Source organism: Actinomyces sp. HMSC08A09, from assembly GCF_001807465.1.
In the GTDB taxonomy this organism is placed as follows: Bacteria; Actinomycetota; Actinomycetes; order Actinomycetales; family Actinomycetaceae; genus Actinomyces; species Actinomyces oris.
In genome coordinates, this window is record NZ_KV789133.1 from 90,907 (window position 1) to 110,421 (window position 19,515).

17 protein-coding genes are annotated in these 19,515 nt (G+C 70.2%); 7 read left to right on the forward strand and 10 right to left on the reverse strand.

The genetic code is table 11. The features are described 5' to 3' along the window. The first annotated feature begins 1 nt into the window (after nt 1). The gene (locus HMPREF3165_RS08675; protein ID WP_070512492.1) at nt 2-1,297 is read left to right on the forward strand and encodes a glutamate-5-semialdehyde dehydrogenase; all 1,296 of its coding nucleotides are present in this window, start codon (nt 2-4) and stop codon (nt 1,295-1,297) included. Nucleotides 1,298-1,479: 182 nt separating this feature from the next. After that, complete coding sequence (locus tag HMPREF3165_RS08680; protein ID WP_070512494.1) at nt 1,480-1,977, forward strand: ubiquitin carboxyl-hydrolase; 498 nt, start codon at nt 1,480-1,482, stop codon at nt 1,975-1,977. 33 nt (nt 1,978-2,010) lie between these two features. Here HMPREF3165_RS08680 and HMPREF3165_RS08685 read toward each other — a convergent pair whose 3' ends face one another. The 10 genes from HMPREF3165_RS08685 to HMPREF3165_RS08730 all read right to left on the reverse strand — a co-directional run bounded on the left by HMPREF3165_RS08685 (nt 2,011) and on the right by HMPREF3165_RS08730 (nt 14,372). Beyond that, nucleotides 2,011-2,670: a response regulator transcription factor gene (locus HMPREF3165_RS08685; protein ID WP_070512497.1), complete on the reverse strand. Its 660-nt coding sequence runs from the start codon at nt 2,668-2,670 to the stop codon at nt 2,011-2,013. Beyond that, complete coding sequence (locus tag HMPREF3165_RS08690) at nt 2,667-4,196, reverse strand: sensor histidine kinase (RefSeq protein ID WP_070512500.1); 1,530 nt, start codon at nt 4,194-4,196, stop codon at nt 2,667-2,669. Before HMPREF3165_RS08690 ends, HMPREF3165_RS08685 begins: the two co-directional genes overlap by 4 nt. A gap of 74 nt (nt 4,197-4,270) precedes the next feature. Continuing rightward, nucleotides 4,271-5,599, reverse strand: coding sequence for a UDP-glucose dehydrogenase family protein (locus tag HMPREF3165_RS08695; protein WP_070512503.1), 1,329 nt, complete (start codon nt 5,597-5,599; stop codon nt 4,271-4,273). Further along, complete coding sequence (locus HMPREF3165_RS08700) at nt 5,596-6,657, reverse strand: phosphotransferase (RefSeq protein ID WP_070512505.1); 1,062 nt, start codon at nt 6,655-6,657, stop codon at nt 5,596-5,598. The genes HMPREF3165_RS08695 and HMPREF3165_RS08700 overlap by 4 nt, the downstream gene beginning before the upstream one ends. A 32-nt stretch (nt 6,658-6,689) precedes the next feature. Next, a complete protein-coding gene (locus HMPREF3165_RS08705; RefSeq protein WP_070512507.1) occupies nt 6,690-7,907 on the reverse strand; it encodes an aminoglycoside phosphotransferase family protein in 1,218 nt (405 codons plus the stop codon). After that, nucleotides 7,904-9,679, reverse strand: a complete 1,776-nt coding sequence (locus tag HMPREF3165_RS08710) for an ABC transporter ATP-binding protein (protein ID WP_070512510.1) — start codon at nt 9,677-9,679, stop codon at nt 7,904-7,906. Before HMPREF3165_RS08710 ends, HMPREF3165_RS08705 begins: the two co-directional genes overlap by 4 nt. A 50-nt stretch (nt 9,680-9,729) precedes the next feature. Then, entirely contained in the window at nt 9,730-10,899 is a 1,170-nt protein-coding gene (locus HMPREF3165_RS08715; RefSeq protein ID WP_070512512.1) for a glycosyltransferase family 4 protein, read from the reverse strand. After that, nucleotides 10,899-12,194, reverse strand: coding sequence for a glycosyltransferase (locus tag HMPREF3165_RS08720; RefSeq protein ID WP_070512515.1), 1,296 nt, complete (start codon nt 12,192-12,194; stop codon nt 10,899-10,901). The genes HMPREF3165_RS08715 and HMPREF3165_RS08720 overlap by 1 nt, the downstream gene beginning before the upstream one ends. Next, nucleotides 12,191-13,483: a glycosyltransferase family protein gene (locus HMPREF3165_RS08725; protein ID WP_070512518.1), complete on the reverse strand. Its 1,293-nt coding sequence runs from the start codon at nt 13,481-13,483 to the stop codon at nt 12,191-12,193. The genes HMPREF3165_RS08720 and HMPREF3165_RS08725 overlap by 4 nt, the downstream gene beginning before the upstream one ends. 112 nt (nt 13,484-13,595) lie before the next feature. Then, nucleotides 13,596-14,372, reverse strand: coding sequence for a DeoR/GlpR family DNA-binding transcription regulator (locus HMPREF3165_RS08730; protein ID WP_070512521.1), 777 nt, complete (start codon nt 14,370-14,372; stop codon nt 13,596-13,598). A 283-nt stretch (nt 14,373-14,655) separates the two neighbouring features. Here HMPREF3165_RS08730 and HMPREF3165_RS08735 point away from each other — a divergent pair, with 283 nt between their 5' ends. From HMPREF3165_RS08735 to HMPREF3165_RS08755, 5 genes are all read left to right on the forward strand, one after another. Next, a complete protein-coding gene (locus HMPREF3165_RS08735; RefSeq protein ID WP_070512522.1) occupies nt 14,656-15,735 on the forward strand; it encodes an ROK family protein in 1,080 nt (359 codons plus the stop codon). Between the two features lie 178 nt (nt 15,736-15,913). Continuing rightward, on the forward strand, nt 15,914-16,597 hold the full coding sequence (nadD, locus tag HMPREF3165_RS08740; RefSeq protein ID WP_004565158.1) for a nicotinate-nucleotide adenylyltransferase: 684 nt from the start codon (nt 15,914-15,916) through the stop codon (nt 16,595-16,597). Continuing rightward, on the forward strand, nt 16,587-18,275 hold the full coding sequence (locus tag HMPREF3165_RS08745; RefSeq protein ID WP_070512525.1) for a hypothetical protein: 1,689 nt from the start codon (nt 16,587-16,589) through the stop codon (nt 18,273-18,275). The genes nadD and HMPREF3165_RS08745 overlap by 11 nt, the downstream gene beginning before the upstream one ends. Before the next feature lie 66 nt (nt 18,276-18,341). Next, nucleotides 18,342-18,761 carry a ribosome silencing factor gene (gene rsfS / locus HMPREF3165_RS08750; protein ID WP_004565156.1) on the forward strand — a complete coding sequence of 140 codons (420 nt, stop codon included), beginning with the start codon at nt 18,342-18,344 and terminating at the stop codon, nt 18,759-18,761. Beyond that, nucleotides 18,758-19,399 carry a histidine phosphatase family protein gene (locus tag HMPREF3165_RS08755; RefSeq protein ID WP_070512528.1) on the forward strand — a complete coding sequence of 214 codons (642 nt, stop codon included), beginning with the start codon at nt 18,758-18,760 and terminating at the stop codon, nt 19,397-19,399. The genes rsfS and HMPREF3165_RS08755 overlap by 4 nt, the downstream gene beginning before the upstream one ends. Nucleotides 19,400-19,515: the final 116 nt, after the last annotated feature.

The window sequence follows — 19,515 nt, forward strand, 5'->3', positions numbered from 1 at the left end:
CATGAACGACGTTGAGGCCCACGAGCTCGTCACCGCAACCGCCCGCTCCGCCCGGGTGGCGCAACGGAGCCTGGCCAGGGCCCCACGCGCTGTCAAGGACGCCGCCCTGGAGGCCATGGCCCACAGCCTGATCGAGCACGGCGAAGCGATCCTTGCGGCCAACGCCGCCGACCTGGAGCGCGGACGCCAAGGCGGGATGAAGCCCGGCCTCCTTGACCGCCTGGCCCTGGACAGTGGGCGGCTGTCGGCCATCGCCGACTCCCTGCGCGAGGTGGCCGCCCTGCCCGACCCCGTGGGCCAGGTCGTTGACGGCTCGGTCATGCCCAACGGGCTGCGAGTGCGCCGGGTCCGGGTGCCACTGGGCGTCGTCGGCATGATCTACGAGGCCCGCCCCAACGTCACCGTCGACACCGCCGCCCTGGCCGTCAAGTCCGGCAACGCCATCATCCTGCGCGGGGGCAGTGCCGCCCAGGACTCCAACGCCGCCATCGTCGCGGCCCTGCGCAGCGCCCTGGAGGCGCAGGGACTGCCCGCAGACCTCGTCACCAGCGTCGATGCCGCCGGTCGGGACGGGGCCCGCGCCCTCATGCGCGCCCACGGCCTGGTCGACGCCCTGGTGCCGCGGGGAGGGGCCGGGCTCATCCGCACCGTTGTCGAGCAGTCCACCGTCCCCGTCATCGAGACCGGATCGGGCAACTGCCACGTCTACGTCGACGCCAGCGCCGACCTGGAGGCCGCGGTGGACATCATCGTCAACGCCAAGACCCAGCGCGTCGGCGTGTGCAACGCCGCCGAGACGCTCCTGGTCCACGCCGATGTCGCCGCCACCTACCTGCCGGCCGCCGCCCGCGCCCTGTGGGACAAGGACACCGTCCTGCACGCTGACCCCACCGCCCACCGGATCCTGACCGAGGCTGCGACGACCGCTGGACGTGATGTCCTCCTGACCCAGGCCACTGAGGCCGACTGGGACACCGAGTACGGCTCGCTGGACCTGGCCGTGCGCGTCGTGAAGAGCCTGGAGGAGGCCATCGACCACATCCGCGCCCACACCACCGGGCACACCGAGGCGGTCCTCGCCCAGGACGTGAGCGTCATCAACGACTTCATCGCCGGCATGGACTCGGCGGCCGTCATGGTCAACGCCTCGACCCGCTTCACCGACGGCGGACAGCTGGGGCTGGGGGCCGAGCTGGGCATCTCCACCCAGAAGCTCCACGCCCGCGGCCCCATGGGATTGAGCGAGCTGACGACGACGACCTGGATCGTCGAGGGAGACGGCCACATCCGTCCCTGACCCCTCGCGCCCGCGAGTGATGCCGGGCGCCGCGGAGTTGTGCTGATTGCGACAAGCCCGCGGATCAGTTCTGTCACTCCCCGGCGTCGTGCTCCGGTGCTTTGTCCTCTTATTCATGTTACGGTCGACAAAAGTCGGGCAGGTCCCGTCACGCCAGAGCCGGGCAGAAGGGGGACGCTGGAATGGCGAGTCTGCTGCATCGTTTCGGACGTGGCCGCGTCGTGGCCACCACCGTTGTCATCGTGACCGCGGGTCTCCTGCTCGCAGTCACCCGCATGGTCTTCTCCCACCCCGCCGAGTCCGCCAAGGAGCCGGGAATCGTCCTGACAGCAACCCCACGGGTCACCTCGTCCCAGTCCTCTGTGACGGCCACGCAGAGGTCGACTGCCGGCGGTGGTGCCAGCTCCACCCAGCACGAGTCCGGCGGCTCCGCGGCGGACTCCTGGACCTCATCGGACTCCTCGACGCAGGGCCACGCGCCTCAGGCGGTGGAGCCCGACCCGCCTGTCGCCGTCGACCACGGCCATCGCCAGCCGGCCCCCGCCGCACCGGCTGTCCCGGCCGGGACCGCCGCACCGGCCGCCCCCGGACGCACCGAGGTGGACGATGATGACGACGACAAGAAGCCGGCCAGGAACGGTGTGAAGGAACCCGATGACGACGACCGCGACGATGACTGAGCGGACGGCTGACGAGACGGCCGGCGCCGCGGATCAGATGAGCCGGTAGCCCATGCCGCGCACGGTCTCCACCCGCTGCCTTCCCAGCTTGTTGCGCAGGTAGGAGACATAGACCTCCACCACGTTGGAGCCGGGGTCGAAGTCCAGCCCCCACACGGCGCTCAGCAGCTGTTCGCGGCTGAGAACCTGACCGGGGTGGCGCATGAAGGTCTCGGCCAGGGCGAACTCCCGGGCGGAGAGCTCCACGGTCCTCCCCTCCAGCGTCAGGGTGCGGGTGCGCAGGTCCAGAACCATGTCGCGGTGAGTCAGGCGCATCTGGTCGGGGCCGGTGGCATCCGGGCGCAGCCGTACCCGAATGCGGGCCAGGAGCTCTTCGAAGGAGAAGGGCTTGGGCATGTAGTCGTCCGCGCCGCCCTCCAGACCGGCGACGCGATCGGCCACCGAGGAGCGCGCCGTGAGCATGATGACCGGCGTTCCCACTCCTTGGCCGCGCAGCTGCTGGAGCACCTCGAAGCCGTCGATGTCGGGCAGGCCCACATCCAGGATGATGAGGTCGAAGTCCTCCTGGACCGCCAGGGCCACGGCCCGCCCGCCCTCGGCGGTGGTGTGGGGGGTGAACCCGGCCGCCTTGAGGCCCTTGGTGAGGAAGGCGACGATGCGGGGCTCGTCCTCAACGATGAGGATGCGGCTCATGGTGAGTGACTCCTTCGGGAGGCTGTCGGGGGCTGAGCGGGGAGCGAGTCCCCGGCAGGTGCGAGGGCGTCGCCTCGGGAGGAGGCCACGGCGGCGGGGGGCCTGAGAGGGATCACCATGGTGAACACCGATCCTCGGCCCACCTCAGAGAGTATGTCCAGCCTCCCGCCGTGAGCTGCGACGATCGTCTCGACGATACTGAGCCCCAGTCCCGTTCCGGAGGCGAGCTTCTGAGCGCCGGCGGTGCGCTTGAAGCGCTGGCGCACCAGGTCGATGTCCTCGGGGGCGATCCCGATGCCCTCGTCCCTGACCCACATCTGCAGGTGGCCGTCGCGAACGGCCGAGCCCAGGGACACGGTGGAGCAGTGCTCGGAGTACCTCACCGCGTTGGCCACCAGCTGGAGCCAGGCCTGGGTGATCCGGGTGGGGTCGACCATGGCCCGGGTGAAGGCCGCCGACTCGATCTTCCAGCGGCGCTCACCCAGGGCGAGGGACTTGTCGAAGACCAGCTCGGTCAGCTCGGCGACATCCGTGTCCACTGGGGTGACGAAGTCGCTCTGGACGCTCTTGGCCAGCAGGATCAGGTCGCCCACGAGCATTCCCATCCGGTCGAGCTCGTCAAGGGCCAGCAGCTGGGTCTGGCGCACGTCCTCGGGGTCCGCGGGGTCGGTGAGCTCGAGGTGACCGCGGACCACGGCGATCGGGGTGCGCAGCTCGTGGCCGACGTCGTCCAGCAGGTTGCGCTGGGCCTCCACCGAGGTCTGGACCCGGTCGAGCATCCGGTTGACGGCCGCAGCCAGGGCCGTCAGGTCATCCCGGCCCTTGACCGGTACCCGGGTGGTCAGGTCCTCCTCGCCGATGGACTCGGTGGCTCGGCGCAGCTGCTCGATGGGGCGCAGGAGCCGCTCGACGGCGAACCAGGCCAGCCCCGTCACCAGGGCGACGGTGAACACGGCTGCGGCCGCGTAGAAGGCCATGGTGCGCCGGAGCTGGGACTCGGCGACCTTGAGGTCGATGACGTGCACGAGTGCGCCGCGCTGGGCGCCGCCCTGCAACGGGACAACGAGGACCCGGTAGCTCGAGGTGGGGGTGCGCACCGTCTCGATGACGGACTCCGAGGCGGCGGCCTGGGAGGAGACCCGAGTGAGCAGCTCCTTGTCCTGCTCGGGGCGGAAGGAGACGTTGTCCGCGGAGACCCAGGTCAGCTCCGTGCCGGCGTCGGTGCCCACGAAGCCGAGCTCGGCCTCACCGCGCCCCTCGGCAGTGCGCTGGATGTGGGTGCGCAGAACCGCGGAGACGTCCTCCAGGGGCTGACCGCTGGAGGGGTCCTGCCTGTCGGCGGCCAGCTGGCGGATCCGGTCGCGGCTGTGCTCGAGCCGGTTGGTGGCATCGGCCGACACGCTGGAGAGCCCCAGCGCCCACACGATCGCCCCGCACATGACTAGCGCGATGCTCGACACCAGCACGATCGCCCACATGACGCGGGTTCCGATGGTGACGGTACGAGTGGGCAGCAGTGAGGTCACCTCGCCATTGTGCCCGGATCCACTGGGCTCCGCCCCATGGATCCGGGCGCGGGCGGAGCCGGGAGCGGCCCGATTCAGCGTCCCACTCCCGCGTAGGTCCACCCGGCCTCGCGCCAGGCCACCGGGTCCAGGGCGTTGCGTCCGTCGATGATGACGCGCTCGGCGACGCCGGTGGCGGCCTCAGCGGGGTCGAGGGCCACGAACTGGTCCCACTCGGTCAGCAGCAGGACGAGCTCGGCTCCCTTGAGCGCGGCGCGGGGGTCGTCCTCCAGGGTGAGGTGGGGGTGGGAGCGGGCCACCACGGGCAGGGCCTGTGGGTCGCAGACGGTGACCTCGGCCCCGAGGTCGGCCAGACGGGAGGCGACGTCCAGGGCGGGGGAGTCGCGTACGTCGTCGCTCAGGGGCTTGAAGGCCGCCCCCAGGATGGTGATCGCCCGACCGGACAGGTCGCCGCCCACGTGGGTGCGGGCCAGCTCGACGATCCGGTCGCGCTGCTCGCGGTTGATGGAGTCGACCCGGCCCAGCAGGTCCGCCAGGTGCACGGCGCCGTGGAGGTCGGCGCTGGCCCGCAGCGCCCGGATGTCCTTGGGCAGGCAGCCTCCGCCGAAGCCGACGCCGGCCTGGAGGAAGCGCCTGCCGATGCGCGGGTCGTGGCCGATGGCGTCGGCCACGACGGTGACGTCGGCCCCGGCGGTGTCGCACAGGTGGGCCATGGCGTTGATGAAGCTGATCTTGGTGGCCAGGAAGGAGTTCGCCGCGGTCTTGACTAGCTCGGCGGTGGGGTAGTCGGTGACGATCCGGGGGATGCCCTCCTCCAACAGGTCCTGGTAGACGGCGTCGAGCACGGCCTGGACCTCCTGGGCGTCGGCGGGATCGGCAGGGACCCCGTAGACGATGCGGTCGGGGTGGAGGGTGTCGGCCACGGCGAAGCCCTCACGCAGGAACTCGGGGTTCCACAGCACCAGGGCGCGTCCTGCCAGGCGCTCGGCCACCTGCTGGGCGGTACCCACCGGGACGGTGGACTTGCCCACCACCAGGCTGCGCCCACCCTCGGGCAGGGCATCGTGAAGCATGTCGACCACGCTCCACAGCTGGCTCAGGTCGGCCTCCCCGCCAGTGGTGGACTGCGGGGTCCCCACGGCGATGAAGTGGACGTCGGCCTCGGCCAGCTCGGCCGGCGTCGGCGTTGAGGTGAAGCGCAGGTCTCCCTGCTGGGCCCCGGTGACCAGCAGCTCGGGCAGCCCGGGCTCATAGAAGGGGGCGCGGCCCTGGGAGAGGGCCTCGACCTGCTCGGGTCGCGTATCGATCCCCAGGACGTGATGTCCCAGGTGGGCCATGGCAGCGGCATGGACGGCACCGAGGTATCCGCAGCCGATGACGGTGAGCTTAAGAGGGGTGGTCATGAGTCGTTCCAATCGTTGGTGAGGTCCAGGGACATGAAGGGAGAGGCGTCTCCCAGGCAGTGGCGCACCCAGATCGGCAGCCACCGGTGGGCGGCGGGCCGGAAGGCGTGGACGAAGACGAGCCGCAGCGCTGAGGAGCGGTAGTAGGTCTCCAGGCGCTGCTCCGTCACGGGCAGTGCGCGGGCCAGGTCGTCGAGCAGCCCGCGGACCCGGGCGTGGGCCTCGGGGCCGATCCGGCTGCGAACCGCCATGAGATCCGCGTGGGCCCAGAGGTTGCCCAGGTCGAGGGCCGCCTCGGCCATGGCCGCGGTGTCCAGGTCGAGCAGGGACAGGTCGGTTCCGTCCCACAGGAGCTGGCCGTCGTGGAGGTCGCGGTGGGTGATGACGTGCACCCCGCTCGCCTCTGTCAGGCTCAGGCAGGTGTCCACCACCTGCTCGTGCAGAAGATCCTGCTGGTCGATGAGGCCGCAGCGGCGGGCGGAGGCCAGCCAGCGCTGCAGCACCTGGGCCTCCTGATGCGGCCCGTGGACGGGCAGGTCCGCCTCACGATCGCCCAGGAGCGACCAGGCCTCCGTGAACCGCTTCCACCCGGGCAGGCCGGCGTCACCGAGCTCGTCGAGACTGCGGCCCGGCAGCAGCTCGAGGTCAACGACGTCGTCCCCGTTGCCGAGGATCCTGGGGGTGCGCAGACCGGTGACCCGCAGCACCGAGGCGGCGGTCGTGTGGGCCCGCACCAGGGAGGCGGCCTTGTGGGGCCGCACGATCTTGCGGACCCGGGAGGTCTCCATGACGACGGCGCGGCGGCCGGCGCGGTGGACGACGAGTCTCCCGGTCAGCTGCCTGGACAGGGCCGGCAGGGCCGGGTCACTGGCGTAGGGCAGCAGGTCGGGGGCGCCCCCCACGGTGACGTGCCCGGCGCGCAGGCGGCCCTGGCCGTCGACGCACTCGATGCTCACGCTCGCCGGCTCCGATTCCCGGCCGGCGGGCCAGGCCCGTCGCAGCCCGGGGATGGCCCGCAGCGTGCTGAGCATGTCGGCCGCCTCCGTCGTCTGTGTCATCTCAGTCCTTGGTGTTGTGCTCGTCGTGTCCGTCATGCCCAGCTGGCCTCCTTCTCCGGCGACCGGGCGATGCGCTCGATGGCGGCCAGGTCCGCGCTGATGCGCTCACGCCAGGACGGGTGGGCCCGTCGCAGGGGGTCGGCCAGTCGCGCCAGCCGGGACAGTGCGATCGCCCACCCCAGTTCCTCGTCGCTCGGTACCAGCCGGTGCACGGCGTAACCCTCCAGCAGCGCATGCCGCTGACAGGACGGTGCCTCCGCCAGGTAGGAGCCCAGGTCCGTCGCCGCCGGCGCCAGGCACACCCGGTCGAAGTCGGTCAGCCAGATCCGCCCGGTCGAGTACTCGTAGAGCACCTGGTCGGGGGAGGCATCACCGTGGGTGAGAACCGGTGTCCCGGGGAGGTGGGAGGGCAGCATGTCGCTCACCGCCCGTACCCGGCGTGCCAGCTCAGGGGCCAGGACATCGAGCTGACGAGCGTGGACCTCGGCCAGCTCCCGGGAGCCGGCAGGCTGATGCGGCAGCCGGTCGATGAGGTCCGCCGGCAGCTGCCCGGCGCAGGAGTGCAGTTCGGCCAGCAGAGCCCCCACACGCCTGGTGGCCTCCTTCAGGCCCTGAGCAGTGGCCGGACCATCAACGTTGTCCGCATAGACGTCAGCCAGGTTCGTGTCTCCGCACCACTGCTGCACGCTGACGCGGCCCTCGCACTGGGCCACGGCCTGTGAGTCGAGCAGACCGGGGACCGGGAGGAGCCCGGACAGGGTGCGGTGGACGTCGTCGGCAGGTCCCCTGCCACCGGTTCGCAGCCGCAGAACCGTGGAGCCGTCCCGGAGGACCAGGCGCCGTGAGGGGTTGTAGCGCAGCACGTCCCGGGCCTCCCAGCTGCCCAGCACCCCCAGCTCCGTGGCCTGGGCGAGAGGCTCAGCCAGCTTGGGGTCGGTGAGGACCGCACCGCACTGCAGCAGCAGGCCCTCGTCCAGGGACCGGGTGACGGGGGGCTGCAGCCCCAGGGAGGCGGCCAGGCGCTCGGCCTGAGCGGCCTTGGAGTGCGAGACCGGCCAGAGCAGGCGGGCCCAGCCCGCGGTGAGCCCGGTGCTCCGGTCCGTCAGAGAGACCAGGACCGAGACCTCAGGCTTGATGCGCAGCCTGGCGGCCCGCACCGGGCGCCCGAGGAGCTTACTGAGCCGATCGGCGTCGAGGACCGCGGCGACGGCGTCGGCCGTGGTCGTCGCGTTGATGAGCGAAGGAGTCATGATCCGCTCCCCACCAGGGTGAAGGAGTCCGCCAGGTGGCTGTTCGCCCACCGACGGAAGTCGGCCGAGGAGTCCATGAGGTCCTGAGGGCTGCCCTCCAGGTGGATGCGCCCGTCCTGGATCCACACCACCCGGTCGGCGCGCATGGCGGCCTGCGGGTCGTGGGTGACGGTCAGGGTCGTGCGTCCGGCCACCAGCTCATCGATCGCCTCCAGCACTGCCGACGTCGAGGCCGGATCCAGTCCGGTGGTCGCCTCATCCAGGATGACGATCGGCGAGTCACGCAGTAGCGCCCGAGCGATGGCGATGCGCTGGCGCTGGCCGCCGGAGAGGGTGCCTCCTCGCTCGCCCACGGTCGTGTCGTAGCCGCCGGGCATCTGGGTGATGAACTCGTGGGCGTGGGCCGCACGTGCGGCCGCCTCCACCTCCTCGTCGGAGGCATTGGGCCGGCCCAGACGGATGTTCTCCCGGATCGTGCCGGTCAGCAGCACCGCCTCCTGGTGCAGGACCGAGGCCTGCGAGCGCAGGAAGCGCAGATCGAGCTCGTTCAGGCTGTGCCCGTCCAGGCTCACCGTGCCCGACGTCGGATCCAGGGCCCGCACTACCAGGGACACCAGGGTGGACTTGCCCGAGCCCGACGGCCCCACGAGGGCCACGTGCTCTCCGGGGACCACTGTCAGGTTCACCCCGTGCAGCACCGGGCGGCCCTCGTAGGCGGCGTGCACGTGGTCGAAGTGGATCATGCCGTGGACCCGGTCCAGCACGATGGCGTCAGCAGGGGAGACGATGTCGGGCTTGACCGCCATGAGGTCGGCCACCCGCTCACCCGAGGCCGTCGCCCGTGCGATGCGGCCGGTGTACTTGGCCATGTCCCGAAGCGGCTTCATGGTGGTGCGCAGGTAGGTCGTGAAGAGCACCAGATCCCCCGGGGACATGGCGCCGTTCAGGACCCGGATGCCCCCGCCGACCATGACCACGGCGGTGGCCACGCCGACGATGACGTCCGTGGAGCGCTCCAGGCGCGCGGCGATACGGCGCGAGCGCACCCCCTCACTGAGGGACACCGTGTTGGCGCCTGTGAAACGCTCATGCAGCAGTGGCTCCAGACCGTAGGCCTGGACCACCTTGATGGCGCCGAGCGCCTCCTGGGCGGTGTTGGCCAGGTTCCCCTCGGACTTGCGGCTGCGCAGGGAGGCCGCGGAGATCCGCCGCGAGTTGCCCGAGGAGGCGAGCATGAAGGCCACCACCGCCAGGAGCACGATCATGGCCAGCAGCGGGTCCAGGAACACCATGACCACGACCATGACCAGCAGGGTCAAGGTGTTGGCGGCCATCGGCAGGCCGGCGGTGACAGCCACCTCCTGCATGCGGTTGACGTCGGCGATGAGTCGCTGAACCGTGTCCGCGCTGCGGTTGCGGGCGTGGAACTGCTGGGACAGGCCCTGGACGTGGTGGAAGGCCCGGCTGCGCAGGGAGGCCGCGGTGCGCGAGCCCACCAGGGCGAAGGCCACGGTGGCCAGGTAGTTGCACACCGCCCGCCCGGCCACGATCGCCAGCAGGGCGATACCGAGACCCACCAGGGAGGAGACCGTGGCGGGGGCGCTGCCCGTGTGGCGGCCCAGCGCCGCCACCAGTGAGTCGATGGTGACCTTCAGCGGCCAGGGCTCCAGCACCCGGAAGACCACCTCCGCCAGAAGCACCGCGGTGCCGCCGGCCATGAGGCGCCACTGCGGTGCGGCATCAGGGCCCACCAGCCGCAGGGTCTGTCGCATGGGGGAGTGGCGCATTCGACTGCGCCCGTGACGACGAGGAAGCGGAGCCATTACCGCCCACCACCCTCAGCGATGCCGGCCAGCCCCAGGATCCGGGTGACGACCCGATTCCAGGAGTGGCGCTCCTCAGCCAGAAGACGACCATGACGCCCCATCCGGGCCCGCCGCTGGGGGGAGGCCGCCAGATCATCCAGGGCCGCGGCCAGCGCCGTGGGGTCCGAGGGCGCCACGAGCACGCCGTGGCGCTGCGATCCCTCCTCAAGCAGCTGGGGGATCTGACCGACGTCGGAGGCCACGACCGCCAGCCCCGCGGCCAGGTACTCCAGGACCTTCATGGGGGAGAAGTACTGCTGCTCCAGACCCCCCAGATCCGGATAGGGAGCCACCCCGATCGCTGAACCCGCCATGTGAGTGGGAATCTCCTCAGGGGCGACCGCCCCACGGAAGTCCGCCTCCACCCCCAGGCGCTCGGCCTGCGCACGGAGCGTCTCCATCTCGGGTCCGTCGCCGATGATCCGCAGGCTCCACCGCTGACGCGCCAGGGCCGCCGCCGTGATGAGGTCGGCCACCCCGTGCCAGGGCTTGAGCGTCCCCACGAAGGTGACGACCACCCGCTCGGGGTCCGCCGGCTGAGGCTGGATGCGGCGCACGCTCACACCGTTGGGAACCGTGTGGACCCTGGCGGCAACAGCCTCCGCGTCCGGCATATCGGCGGTGCGACGGCGAACCCAGTCGGCCACCGGGTCCGAGACGCACACCGTGACCCGCGCCGCCCCGACCTGACGGCGCAGCGCCTGCTCAGCACCGGAGGCGTCCACCAGCGAGCGGTGACGATGCTGCTCGTCAATCAGCGGAGCGTTGACCTCCAGGACCCCCGGCACCTCGGTGGCCGCCGTGATGTCGGCCAGAGCCGTGGAGAACAGGGAGTAGCGCTCGTAAACCAGGTCAGCGCCGTCGGTGATGACCCGCGAAGCAATCCTCTGGGCGGCACGCACCTGCGCCTGCTCCCGCTCAGCGGGGGCGACGTCGGCGACCGCCTCCAGGTGCAGCTCGAGATCGGCCAGGTCGGCGGGCACGTGCTCGCCTGAGCGCAGGGCGTAGAGCACCACCTCGTGGCCGGCGGCCCGCAGCTCGCGAACGACCTCCTGAATGTGCACCGAGGCGCCCTTGGTCCCGAACACCGGGATGCCCGGGTCGCAGCAGATGTAGGCGATGCGCATCAGGCGGCTCCTTCCTGATCGGCCAGGCGCACGCCGGAAGCCGGGACGGGACCCGACTGCCAGGCGGCCAGCACCGCGGCCTGGGCCCGAGAGTCGAACTGCTCCTCAATCAGTGCCCGCGCACCGCGCGACAGCGCGACGATGTCCACCTCGCCCTGTGCGATCCCGCGCAGGGCCACGGCCAGCGAGGCCGGGTCACCCGGAGGAAGAAGAATCCCGGTGACGCCGTCGTGAACCACCTCCGGAAGTCCCGACACCGCCGTGGCCACCACCGGCGTCCCGCAGGCCATCGCCTCCAGGACCACCGTGGGCAGACCGTCGATATTGCCATCGGCCGCCTCGATGCACGGCGCCGCGAACACGTCCGAGCGCGCCAGCAGCTCGCGCACCTCCGCCTGCGTGAGCGGACCCAGCAGACGGATCCTGTCGGCCAGTCCCAGGCGCTCGATCTGCTCGGTCAGGCGCTCACGCTCATCGCCGTCACCGGCCAGCTCCACCTCGACATCGATCCCCGAGCTCACCAGGATCCTCACCGCCTCGACCAGGTCGGCGAAGCCCTTCTTGGGCACCAGGCGACCCACGGCGCACACCCGCAGCGGCTCTGCCCTCGTGGCGGACACCGGCTGCGGGGCACGGTAGGAGAAGCGATCCAGCTCCAGGGCGTTGTAACGCAGCGACACCTTGGCCCCCGTGCCCGCCAGCACAGTTCCCAGGTAGTCCTCGTTGTAACGGCTGATGGCGATGACCCGCTGGGCATCGGCGCAGATCCGGCGCAGCCACACCGGGTCCACCGACTCGTGGAAGATGTCCTTGGCATGGGTGGTCACGGTGTAGGGGATGCCGGTGAGGGCCGAGGCGATCCACGCCACCCGCCCCGCCAGGGACGCGAAGTGCGCGTGCAGGTGGGTGATGGAGTCCCGGCGTGCCTGACGCGCCAGCTCCACGCCCTGGGCCACCACGTCACCGGGCAGCTCGGCCAGGACCGGCATGATGGCGGCGAAGCGCTTGCGGTCCTCCTGGCAAGTCAGGCCCTCGGTGAGCTGGCTCCACAGGTCGATGGCCCGGTTCGGTCGGCCCACCCAGTTGACGCGGGCGGCGACCCGGGCGATCTCGGGGTGGAAGCGCGCATCCGTGGTGGGGCGCAGTGCATAGATGCTCAGGTCCTCGCCCTGGGCCTCGCGGGCCAGGATCTCGGTGACGATGAAGGTCTCCGAGAAGCGGGGGTAGACCTTGAGGACGTATCCGATACGGGGGGCGCCCTGGTGGGGCTGGTGGGTGTCGAGTGGGGGATTCATGCGGGGATCTCCATCCTGGTGAGGCTGGTGGCGTGGCTGGTGAGGTAGGTCGGGCTCGTGGTGGGTGCGTCATGTCGGTGATCCATGAGCTCGGCGGCCAGCAGGGGGACCGTGGCCAGGCCGTTCAGACGCAGACGACGTCGCCCCGTCAGCTGGCGACGGGAGGCCTCCTGGTCACCCAGCAGCTCGGAGAGCCGGTCCTCCAGCGCTGCGGCACTCAGATCCGTGAATCTCAGCAGGTCGACGGCGCCTGCCTTCTTCAGGCCGGAGGCCCGGATGAACTGCTCCAGGCGAGGCGTCTCGCGCGGGATGAGGAGGGCCGGGGTCTCGGAGGCGAGGATCTCGGTGACCGTGTTGTAGCCGGCCATCGCGATGACCGCAGCGGCCTGCTGGATGTGGCGACTCATGCCGGGCCAGGACCGGCGTACCACGGTGCGGGGACCGGCCGCCTGAGCGACCTGGTGGAACAGGGCGGCGTCGAGCTGGGGGCCGGTGACCACGACATGCCGGTAGCCGTCAGGGACGCGTACCTGCGCGGCGGCACGCAGCAGGTTGATGCCGTCGCAGCCGCCACCGGCGGTCGTCAGGATGAAGGGCACGGGGTCCAGGGCGTTACCGGCCAGAGCGGGTGAGGCCTCGGAACCGTCCCTGGGCTCGGCGATGTCGCGACCGTGGGCGAGGTAACCGGTGTAGTGCATCCGCTCCTCCAGCGCAGGCGGGGCCTCGCCGGTGGCGCTCAGGTCGTGGACCGCGGCGTCCCCGTAGACCCAGACCTCGTCGATGAGCCGGCGCAGAGTGTCGGCCTCGCCGAGCTCATCCCATTCGCGCTGCACGGTTGCGGGGGTGTCCAGGACCTCGCGCAGACCGAGCACCACGCGCGCGCCGGGGTGAGTGCGGCGCAGGTGAGTCAGGGGCTCGCGCAGCTCCTGGTGCACCCCGTAGGCGTGTCGGTCGATGATGAGCAGATCCGGGGCGAAGGTGCCCAGGACGCCGTTCAGCAGAGCGCTACGGACCTCGCCCAGGTCCTCGTGGGTGATGCGCAGGCGCTGGGGCTGGTAGATGCCTTCGGACTTCTTGATCCCCGGCAGCACCAGCCAGTCGAAGCCGTCGGGGAGGCGGTACTCCTGGCCCGGGGGCAAACCGGTGATGACCAGGCCGGTGACGTCACGGCCGGTGAGCCCCGGTAGTGCTCGGGCCAGGTGGTGGGCCAGAGCGAGGTTGCGGCGAAGGTGTCCCAACCCCTTGGCATCGTGGCTGTAGAGGGCCACGCGTAGGGGAGCGCTCGTCATGATCGTCTCTCTTCTCCCGGTGTCGGTTCTGGATCGTTCTGAAACGATCCTGACCGGCCAGAAGAAGATGACGATTAGGGGCGGATGAGAAAGCTCTCAGGTTTGTCGGATGCTAGACCAGTTGCACCTGGACTCCGGCTCGCCGCAGGGCCTCGACCTGGTCGGCGCAGGCGCCGTCGTCGGTGATGACCGTGTCGATCCCGGAGGTGGGGCAGATGAGGGCGAAGGCCGTCCTGCCGAGCTTGGAGCTGTCACACACGATGACGACGTGCTCGGCGGCCTCGACCAGTGCGGCGTTGATGGCCGCCTCCCCGTCGTGCTGGGCGTAGGCGCCTCTCTCATCAAGTCCCTCGACTCCCAGGAAGAGCGTGCCCACACTGATCGAGGGAAGGATGAGAGAGGCCAGAGGACCGGTGAGCTCGAAGGAACGGGCTCGTGCGATCCCCCCGGTGACGACAACGCGCACGCACTGGCGCACGGCCATCTCGTTGGCGATGTTGACGGCATTGGTGACCAGGGTGACCGGCACCTCCGGATCGGTCAGCTCCGGTAGGAGCGCGATCTCGCGAGCCACCTCGGTGGTCGTGGTGCCGCCGTTGAGACCGATGGAGTCGCCCGGGTGCACCAGAGCAGCCGCCGCCTTGGCGATACGGGTCTTCTCATCGGCCATCTTGGAGGTGCGGTAGCGCAGAGGAGGCTCGGTGGAGGTGGGGTTGGCAATGGCGCCGCCGCGGGTACGGCTGACCAGCTGCTGGTCAGCCAGGTGGTCGAGGTCGCGTCGCGCGGTGGCCGCTGAGACCCCCAGCCGCGTGATGATGTCGTCGATATGGACGCTGCCCTCGTCCATGACGATGTCGAGGATGGCCGAATGGCGATCATGCCGAGACATCTCGATCCTCCTGGGGGTCAAGGGGGTGGTGCGGGACGGAGAGGGGATGGGCTGGGAGGGGGTGCACGGTTGATTTGTGCATCAACCACTTGCCGTATTCTAGTGACCGTGCGGCAGGTAGTCGGTGTACCGATGTCAGCATAGTTCAGGGATGTCCCCAGTTGCCTCCTGAGGGCGACACATCGCGATGTAAACCTTGCTACTGTCGTCGACATCAATCACGTCATTGTGTGGAGTGGTGACCCCGTGGGCTCGCCATCCCGCCTCCGAGAACAGAGAAGATATGGGTTGTCCCGCTGACCTTGCCGAGCCCCTCCGCCGTGGGGAGGGCGTCGTCGCCATAGGGGTCGATGTCAGTGCCGACGCCGTCACCGCGGTTGTCGCTGACGGCCGGGGGAGTGTCATCTCCTCCGTGGAGCGGCCGGTCCCCAGACAGTGCCGTGCAGACGCCGATCGGCTGGCCCAGGAGATCGGGAGCGCGATCCAGTCCTTGTGCGCGGGCCTCGCCGATGACCTCAGTGGTGAGGTGTCCGGGGCGGCGGCCCTCGTCGTCGGGGTCAGTGTGCCCGGTGTTGTCGACGAGGACGAGGGGCGTGTGCGCCGCAGCGAGACTCTTGGGTTGCAGGACGCCCCGTTGGTGAGTCTGGTGAGACGGTCGCTGTCGTCTCAGGCCTCCGGGTCACCCGGACTCTCCGGAGGCCTTGAGGTGAGGCTCTATCAGGATGCCGGTTGCGGCGCCTGGGCCGAGAGCCAGTGGGGTGCGGCCGGGAGGAACTGCCTCTATCTGGCGGTCGGTGAGCGGATCTCCTCCGCCGTCCTGCTGGGCGGCGCCCCGGTGCTCGGTGAGGGCTGGGCCGGTCAGGTCGGTCGGATCCTGGTTCCCGATCCGGACTGGAGCGGGGAGAGGGCCCGCCTGGAGGATGTCGCCTCCGTGTGCGCAATGGTCAGGCGGCACACCGCCGGCATGCTCGATGACTCTGCCGGCTCCCTCGGCTCCGCCGCGCCGGAGCCGGGCGGCTGCGAGGACGCTTCCGATGAGTCATTCGCCCAGTGCGCCACGGGGCTGGAGTCCCTCCTGGGCGCGATCGCCTCGGGGGACCGGGAGGCGCGCCGCGTCTGGGACACCGGCCTGGACTGCCTGGCTGAGCTCATTGCTCAGGGTGTGGGCCTGCTCGGCCCCCTCGACGTCGTCGTCAACTCCGAGCTGATGCGGGCGGACGAGGCTGCGTTCCTGGAGCCTCTGCGAGGCCGAGTGGCGGATCTCGTGGGCGACCTGCCGGCACCGCGACTGGTGGCGGCCCGGCTCGGGGCGACCGCGCCGGCGCTGGGGGCGGCGGGGCGCGCACTGGCCGACTGGAAGTAGCCTGACAGCAGCCCGAATGTCGCCTCGCGTCTCTGCGCCCTTGGCTGATAACTCGCTTATGGCGTTGCGGAGACCCACAATGGGGGCAGGCCGTGGCAGTATGTTCGCCAACTGTAGTTGTCCAAGCCGGTTGAGGAGAACCAAACGTGTCCCCCAGGAGAGAAGCGAGGCGCAGCGCGTGACCCTGTCTGCTCGTCCGCTTCGCATCGGCATCATGGGTGGAACCTTTGATCCGATCCACCATGGGCACCTGGTCGCAGCCAGTGAGGTGCAGAACGTCTTCGCTCTCGACGAGGTCATCTTCGTGCCCACCTGGGCCCAGCCCTTCAAGAAGGAGCGCAAGGTCTCCCCGGCTGAGCACCGGTACCTCATGACGGTGATCGCCACGGCCTCCAACCCGAGGTTCACGGTCTCCCGGGTCGATATCGACCGAGGTGGGACGACTTACACGATCGACACCCTGCATGACATCGCGGCCGAGTACCCGGGCGCGGAGCTGTACTTCATCACTGGAGCCGACGCGCTGGCGCAGATCCTCACCTGGAAGGACAGTGAGGGGATCTTCGACCTGGCTCATCTGGTGGGGGTGACGCGTCCCGGGCACGTACTCAGTGACTCCGGGGTTCCCCGTGACCGGATCTCGCTGGTCGAGGTGCCGGCCATGGCGATCTCGTCGACTGACTGCCGCCAGCGGGTCGGGGAGGGGTCTCCGGTGTGGTACCTGGTCCCTGACGGTGTCGTGCAGTACATACGCAAGTACGGGCTCTATCGTATGGCCTTGCGGCCGGCGTCGGCGACGTCGATGACGGCGAGAGTGGCCCGCGAGCAGTCCCTGAGGAAGGAGAACGACGGTGAGCACTGAGCAGACCGGCGTCAATGCCCCCACGTCCGAGGAGCCGACGCCAGATGAGCACGCTCCACGCGGTAGTCGTCGTGCGATCCGGCAGGCGGAGCGCGCCGCGGAGCGCGAGGCGATCCTGACCGGTCAGCAGCCGCTCCTGACCCGGCGTGAGATGCGGCGTCTGCGCGAGGAGGCCAAGGCGCTCAGGGCTGCCGTCGAGGCGGGCGAGATCACCCCTGAGCAGGCGCAGGCGCTCCAGGATCCTCTTGCCGATCCCTCGTCGGTCACCTCCCGTTCCTCCGCCACCTCCGGTGACGAGGCCGAGTCCGCGCCGGTGGAGCCGGCCGAGCCCACCGCCCTGGACGGGGGTGACTATCTCGAGCAGGGCGGGCAGAACCCGCCCCTGAGCATGTCCGTCCCCGAGGGGTCGGCCGCCTCTGCTCCGAGCTGGCGCTCGCTGTCGGCGGCCGAGGCCGTGGCGATCTCCGAGATCGAGACGGGCCTGATGGAGGCCGTCGACCTGCCGGTGGCCACCCTTGACTACGACGCTCACTGGGCCGCGAACGCCAGCTCCGAGCCGGCGCCGGTCCCCACCCGCTTCTCACTCAAGGACCGTCTTGAAGGAGGCTCCGTCGCCGAGGCGGAGGAGCCGGAGAGCCCACAGGACAATGAGCCTCAGGGCGCCGTCGAGGTGAGTGGCGGCGCTGAGACCGAGGAGCCCGCCACCAGCCCCTACGACTACCGGGAGGGTCTCGAGCCGGTGGCTCAGGACGACGCGGACGCCTCCTCGCAGTCCTCCTCGGCGGTCGAGGCCGTGAGCGCCGCCTCCGCTGTTCCCGCCATCTCCGCAACCGCCCCCGGTGCTGCCGACGTCGCCGCCTACGGGCAGGCCGGGGCCATGCGGAGCGCCGAGACCTCCCGCAGCGGGGTCAGCGCCGGCTCGGCGTCCTCCGCCGGCTCGGTGCGCCGACCCATCGTGCGGATTCCGGCCGCTGCTCAGGGTGTGCGCACCGTGAACGCCTCCACGGGAGAGCTCAGCTCGGTCCAGCCCGTGGACAGCTCGCCGTCCGCCCAGGAGGCCGCCGACGTGCAGGATGTCTACGGCGCTCCCTCCATCGAGGAACCGATGGTGCAGGACGACGCCGAGGTCGAGGTCGACATTGAGGCACAGACCATGGTGGTGTCGACGTCGGCGCCCTCGACTCAGGGGGCACAGGACTCCGAGTTCGGTGCGCCCGGGGCCCCGCAGTGGAGGTCGCTGCATCAGCCCCCGCAGGCGGGTAGCTTCCAGGAGGCGATCGTCGACGGGACGGCAGAGACCGCAGCCGTCTCCGGCGAGGCCGTCAGCCCCTACGCCTTCTACAGCGACGAGGCCGAGAACGGCAACGGTCCGATGGGGGCCTCCGAGTGGGACTCCGTGGCGGCCCCGGCTGCCGAGGTCCCTGAGGAGCCTTACCTGGCTCCCGTCAACGAGGTGACCGGAAGGGTTCCCACCCCGGATCACGTCCTGCCGATGGAGCAGCCCGGCGCCTCCTCGCGCACCGGCAAGATCCTCATGGCCGCGCTCATCATCGTCCTGCTGCTGATTATCATCGCTGTTGTCCTGGCGCTGCTGATCTCCAACGGCAAGCTCGGCGGTGGTACGAGCGCCATGGCAGCCAGCGTCGGTGCGGGGGAGTGGATCCGTCAGCTCGTTTGACGGAGGTGGGCACGGTACAGTCGCCGCTGCCACATGATGTCCGACTGACCCTCCCGAAGGAGATCCGTGTCCGCCACTGAACACGCCACCGGCCTGGCGATCGCTGCCGCTCGCGCGGCGGCCGATAAGAAGGCTGAGCACCTCGCCGCCATCGACGTCTCCGAGCGACTGGGACTCACCGATGTCTTCCTGCTGGCCTCTGGGGCGAACGACCGCCACGTCCACGCCATCGTCGATGCAGTCGATGAGGCCATGCACCGAGCCGGGGCCAAGCGCCGTACTCGGGAGGGCTTCGCCGACGCCCACTGGGTCCTGGTGGACTACGGCGACGTCGTCGTTCACGTCCTGCAGAACGAGGACCGGGAGTTCTACTCGCTCGAACGCCTGTGGAAGGACTGCCCCGCCATCGAGCTGCCGGCGGACCTGGCACATGAGGGCAGCCAGGACGGTGATTCCCTCGGCGGTCGGGAGACCACCGCGTCATGACGGATCTCATTCTGTGGCGCCACGGTCAGACCGACTACAACAGTCAAGGGCGTATTCAGGGCCGGGTTGACGTCCCTCTTAATGAGACCGGTCGTGACCAGGCTCGGCGTGCCGCCGAGGACATCGCGGCCCTGGGGCCCACTCGCATCGTCTCCTCTCCGCTGATTCGGGCGCGGGACACGGCCGAGGCGCTGGCGTCGCTGACCGGACTGAGCGTCGAGATCGATGAGGGTCTGGCGGAGAAGTCCTTCGGGGACTGGGAGGGCCTCAAGGCCGCTGACATCAAGGAGCAGTGGCCGGAGCACTACGCCACCTGGCGGGCCGGGGGAGACCTCCCCCAGTTCCGGATCGAGGGGCGCCGCCAAACCGCCGAGAGAGTGGGGGAGGCGCTCAAGGCCATCGTCGCAGGTTCCCAGAAGGACGACGTCATCGTGGCCGTCTCCCACGGAGCGGCTACCAACCTGGGGGCCACCTACCTGCTGGGGATGGACGCCCAGCAGTGGTTCGGCCTGCGTGGCATGAGCAACTGCTGCCACGCACTCCTGCGGACCAACAAACGGCCTCCGGGCTGGGCAGTGGTGGCGTGGAATGCCGGACCACCGGTGGACTCCAGTCCGCTGGGCAGAATCCTGGGCTGAGCAGGTGAGGTAGCGCACGTGGTGCGGATTTGCCCTGACGGGTCCGAACTTCATACAGTTATCCGCGTCGCCGCACGCGAGCGACGCCCGAACGGGGCTATGGCGCAGTTGGTAGC

Bases quoted from the DNA above. Each gene is read 5' to 3' on its own strand.
- HMPREF3165_RS08675 (WP_070512492.1), top strand. From the start codon at position 2: ATGAACGACGTTGAGGCCCACGAGCTCGTCACCGCAACCGCCCGCTCC.
- HMPREF3165_RS08680 (WP_070512494.1), top strand. From the start codon at position 1,480: ATGGCGAGTCTGCTGCATCGTTTCGGACGTGGCCGCGTCGTGGCCACC.
- HMPREF3165_RS08685 (WP_070512497.1), bottom strand. From the start codon at position 2,670: ATGAGCCGCATCCTCATCGTTGAGGACGAGCCCCGCATCGTCGCCTTC.
- HMPREF3165_RS08695 (WP_070512503.1), bottom strand. From the start codon at position 5,599: ATGACCACCCCTCTTAAGCTCACCGTCATCGGCTGCGGATACCTCGGT.
- HMPREF3165_RS08700 (WP_070512505.1), bottom strand. From the start codon at position 6,657: ATGACACAGACGACGGAGGCGGCCGACATGCTCAGCACGCTGCGGGCC.
- HMPREF3165_RS08705 (WP_070512507.1), bottom strand. From the start codon at position 7,907: ATGACTCCTTCGCTCATCAACGCGACGACCACGGCCGACGCCGTCGCC.
- HMPREF3165_RS08710 (WP_070512510.1), bottom strand. From the start codon at position 9,679: ATGCGACAGACCCTGCGGCTGGTGGGCCCTGATGCCGCACCGCAGTGG.
- HMPREF3165_RS08715 (WP_070512512.1), bottom strand. From the start codon at position 10,899: ATGCGCATCGCCTACATCTGCTGCGACCCGGGCATCCCGGTGTTCGGG.
- HMPREF3165_RS08720 (WP_070512515.1), bottom strand. From the start codon at position 12,194: ATGAATCCCCCACTCGACACCCACCAGCCCCACCAGGGCGCCCCCCGT.
- HMPREF3165_RS08725 (WP_070512518.1), bottom strand. From the start codon at position 13,483: ATGACGAGCGCTCCCCTACGCGTGGCCCTCTACAGCCACGATGCCAAG.
- HMPREF3165_RS08730 (WP_070512521.1), bottom strand. From the start codon at position 14,372: ATGTCTCGGCATGATCGCCATTCGGCCATCCTCGACATCGTCATGGAC.
- HMPREF3165_RS08735 (WP_070512522.1), top strand. From the start codon at position 14,656: ATGGGTTGTCCCGCTGACCTTGCCGAGCCCCTCCGCCGTGGGGAGGGC.
- HMPREF3165_RS08755 (WP_070512528.1), top strand. From the start codon at position 18,758: ATGACGGATCTCATTCTGTGGCGCCACGGTCAGACCGACTACAACAGT.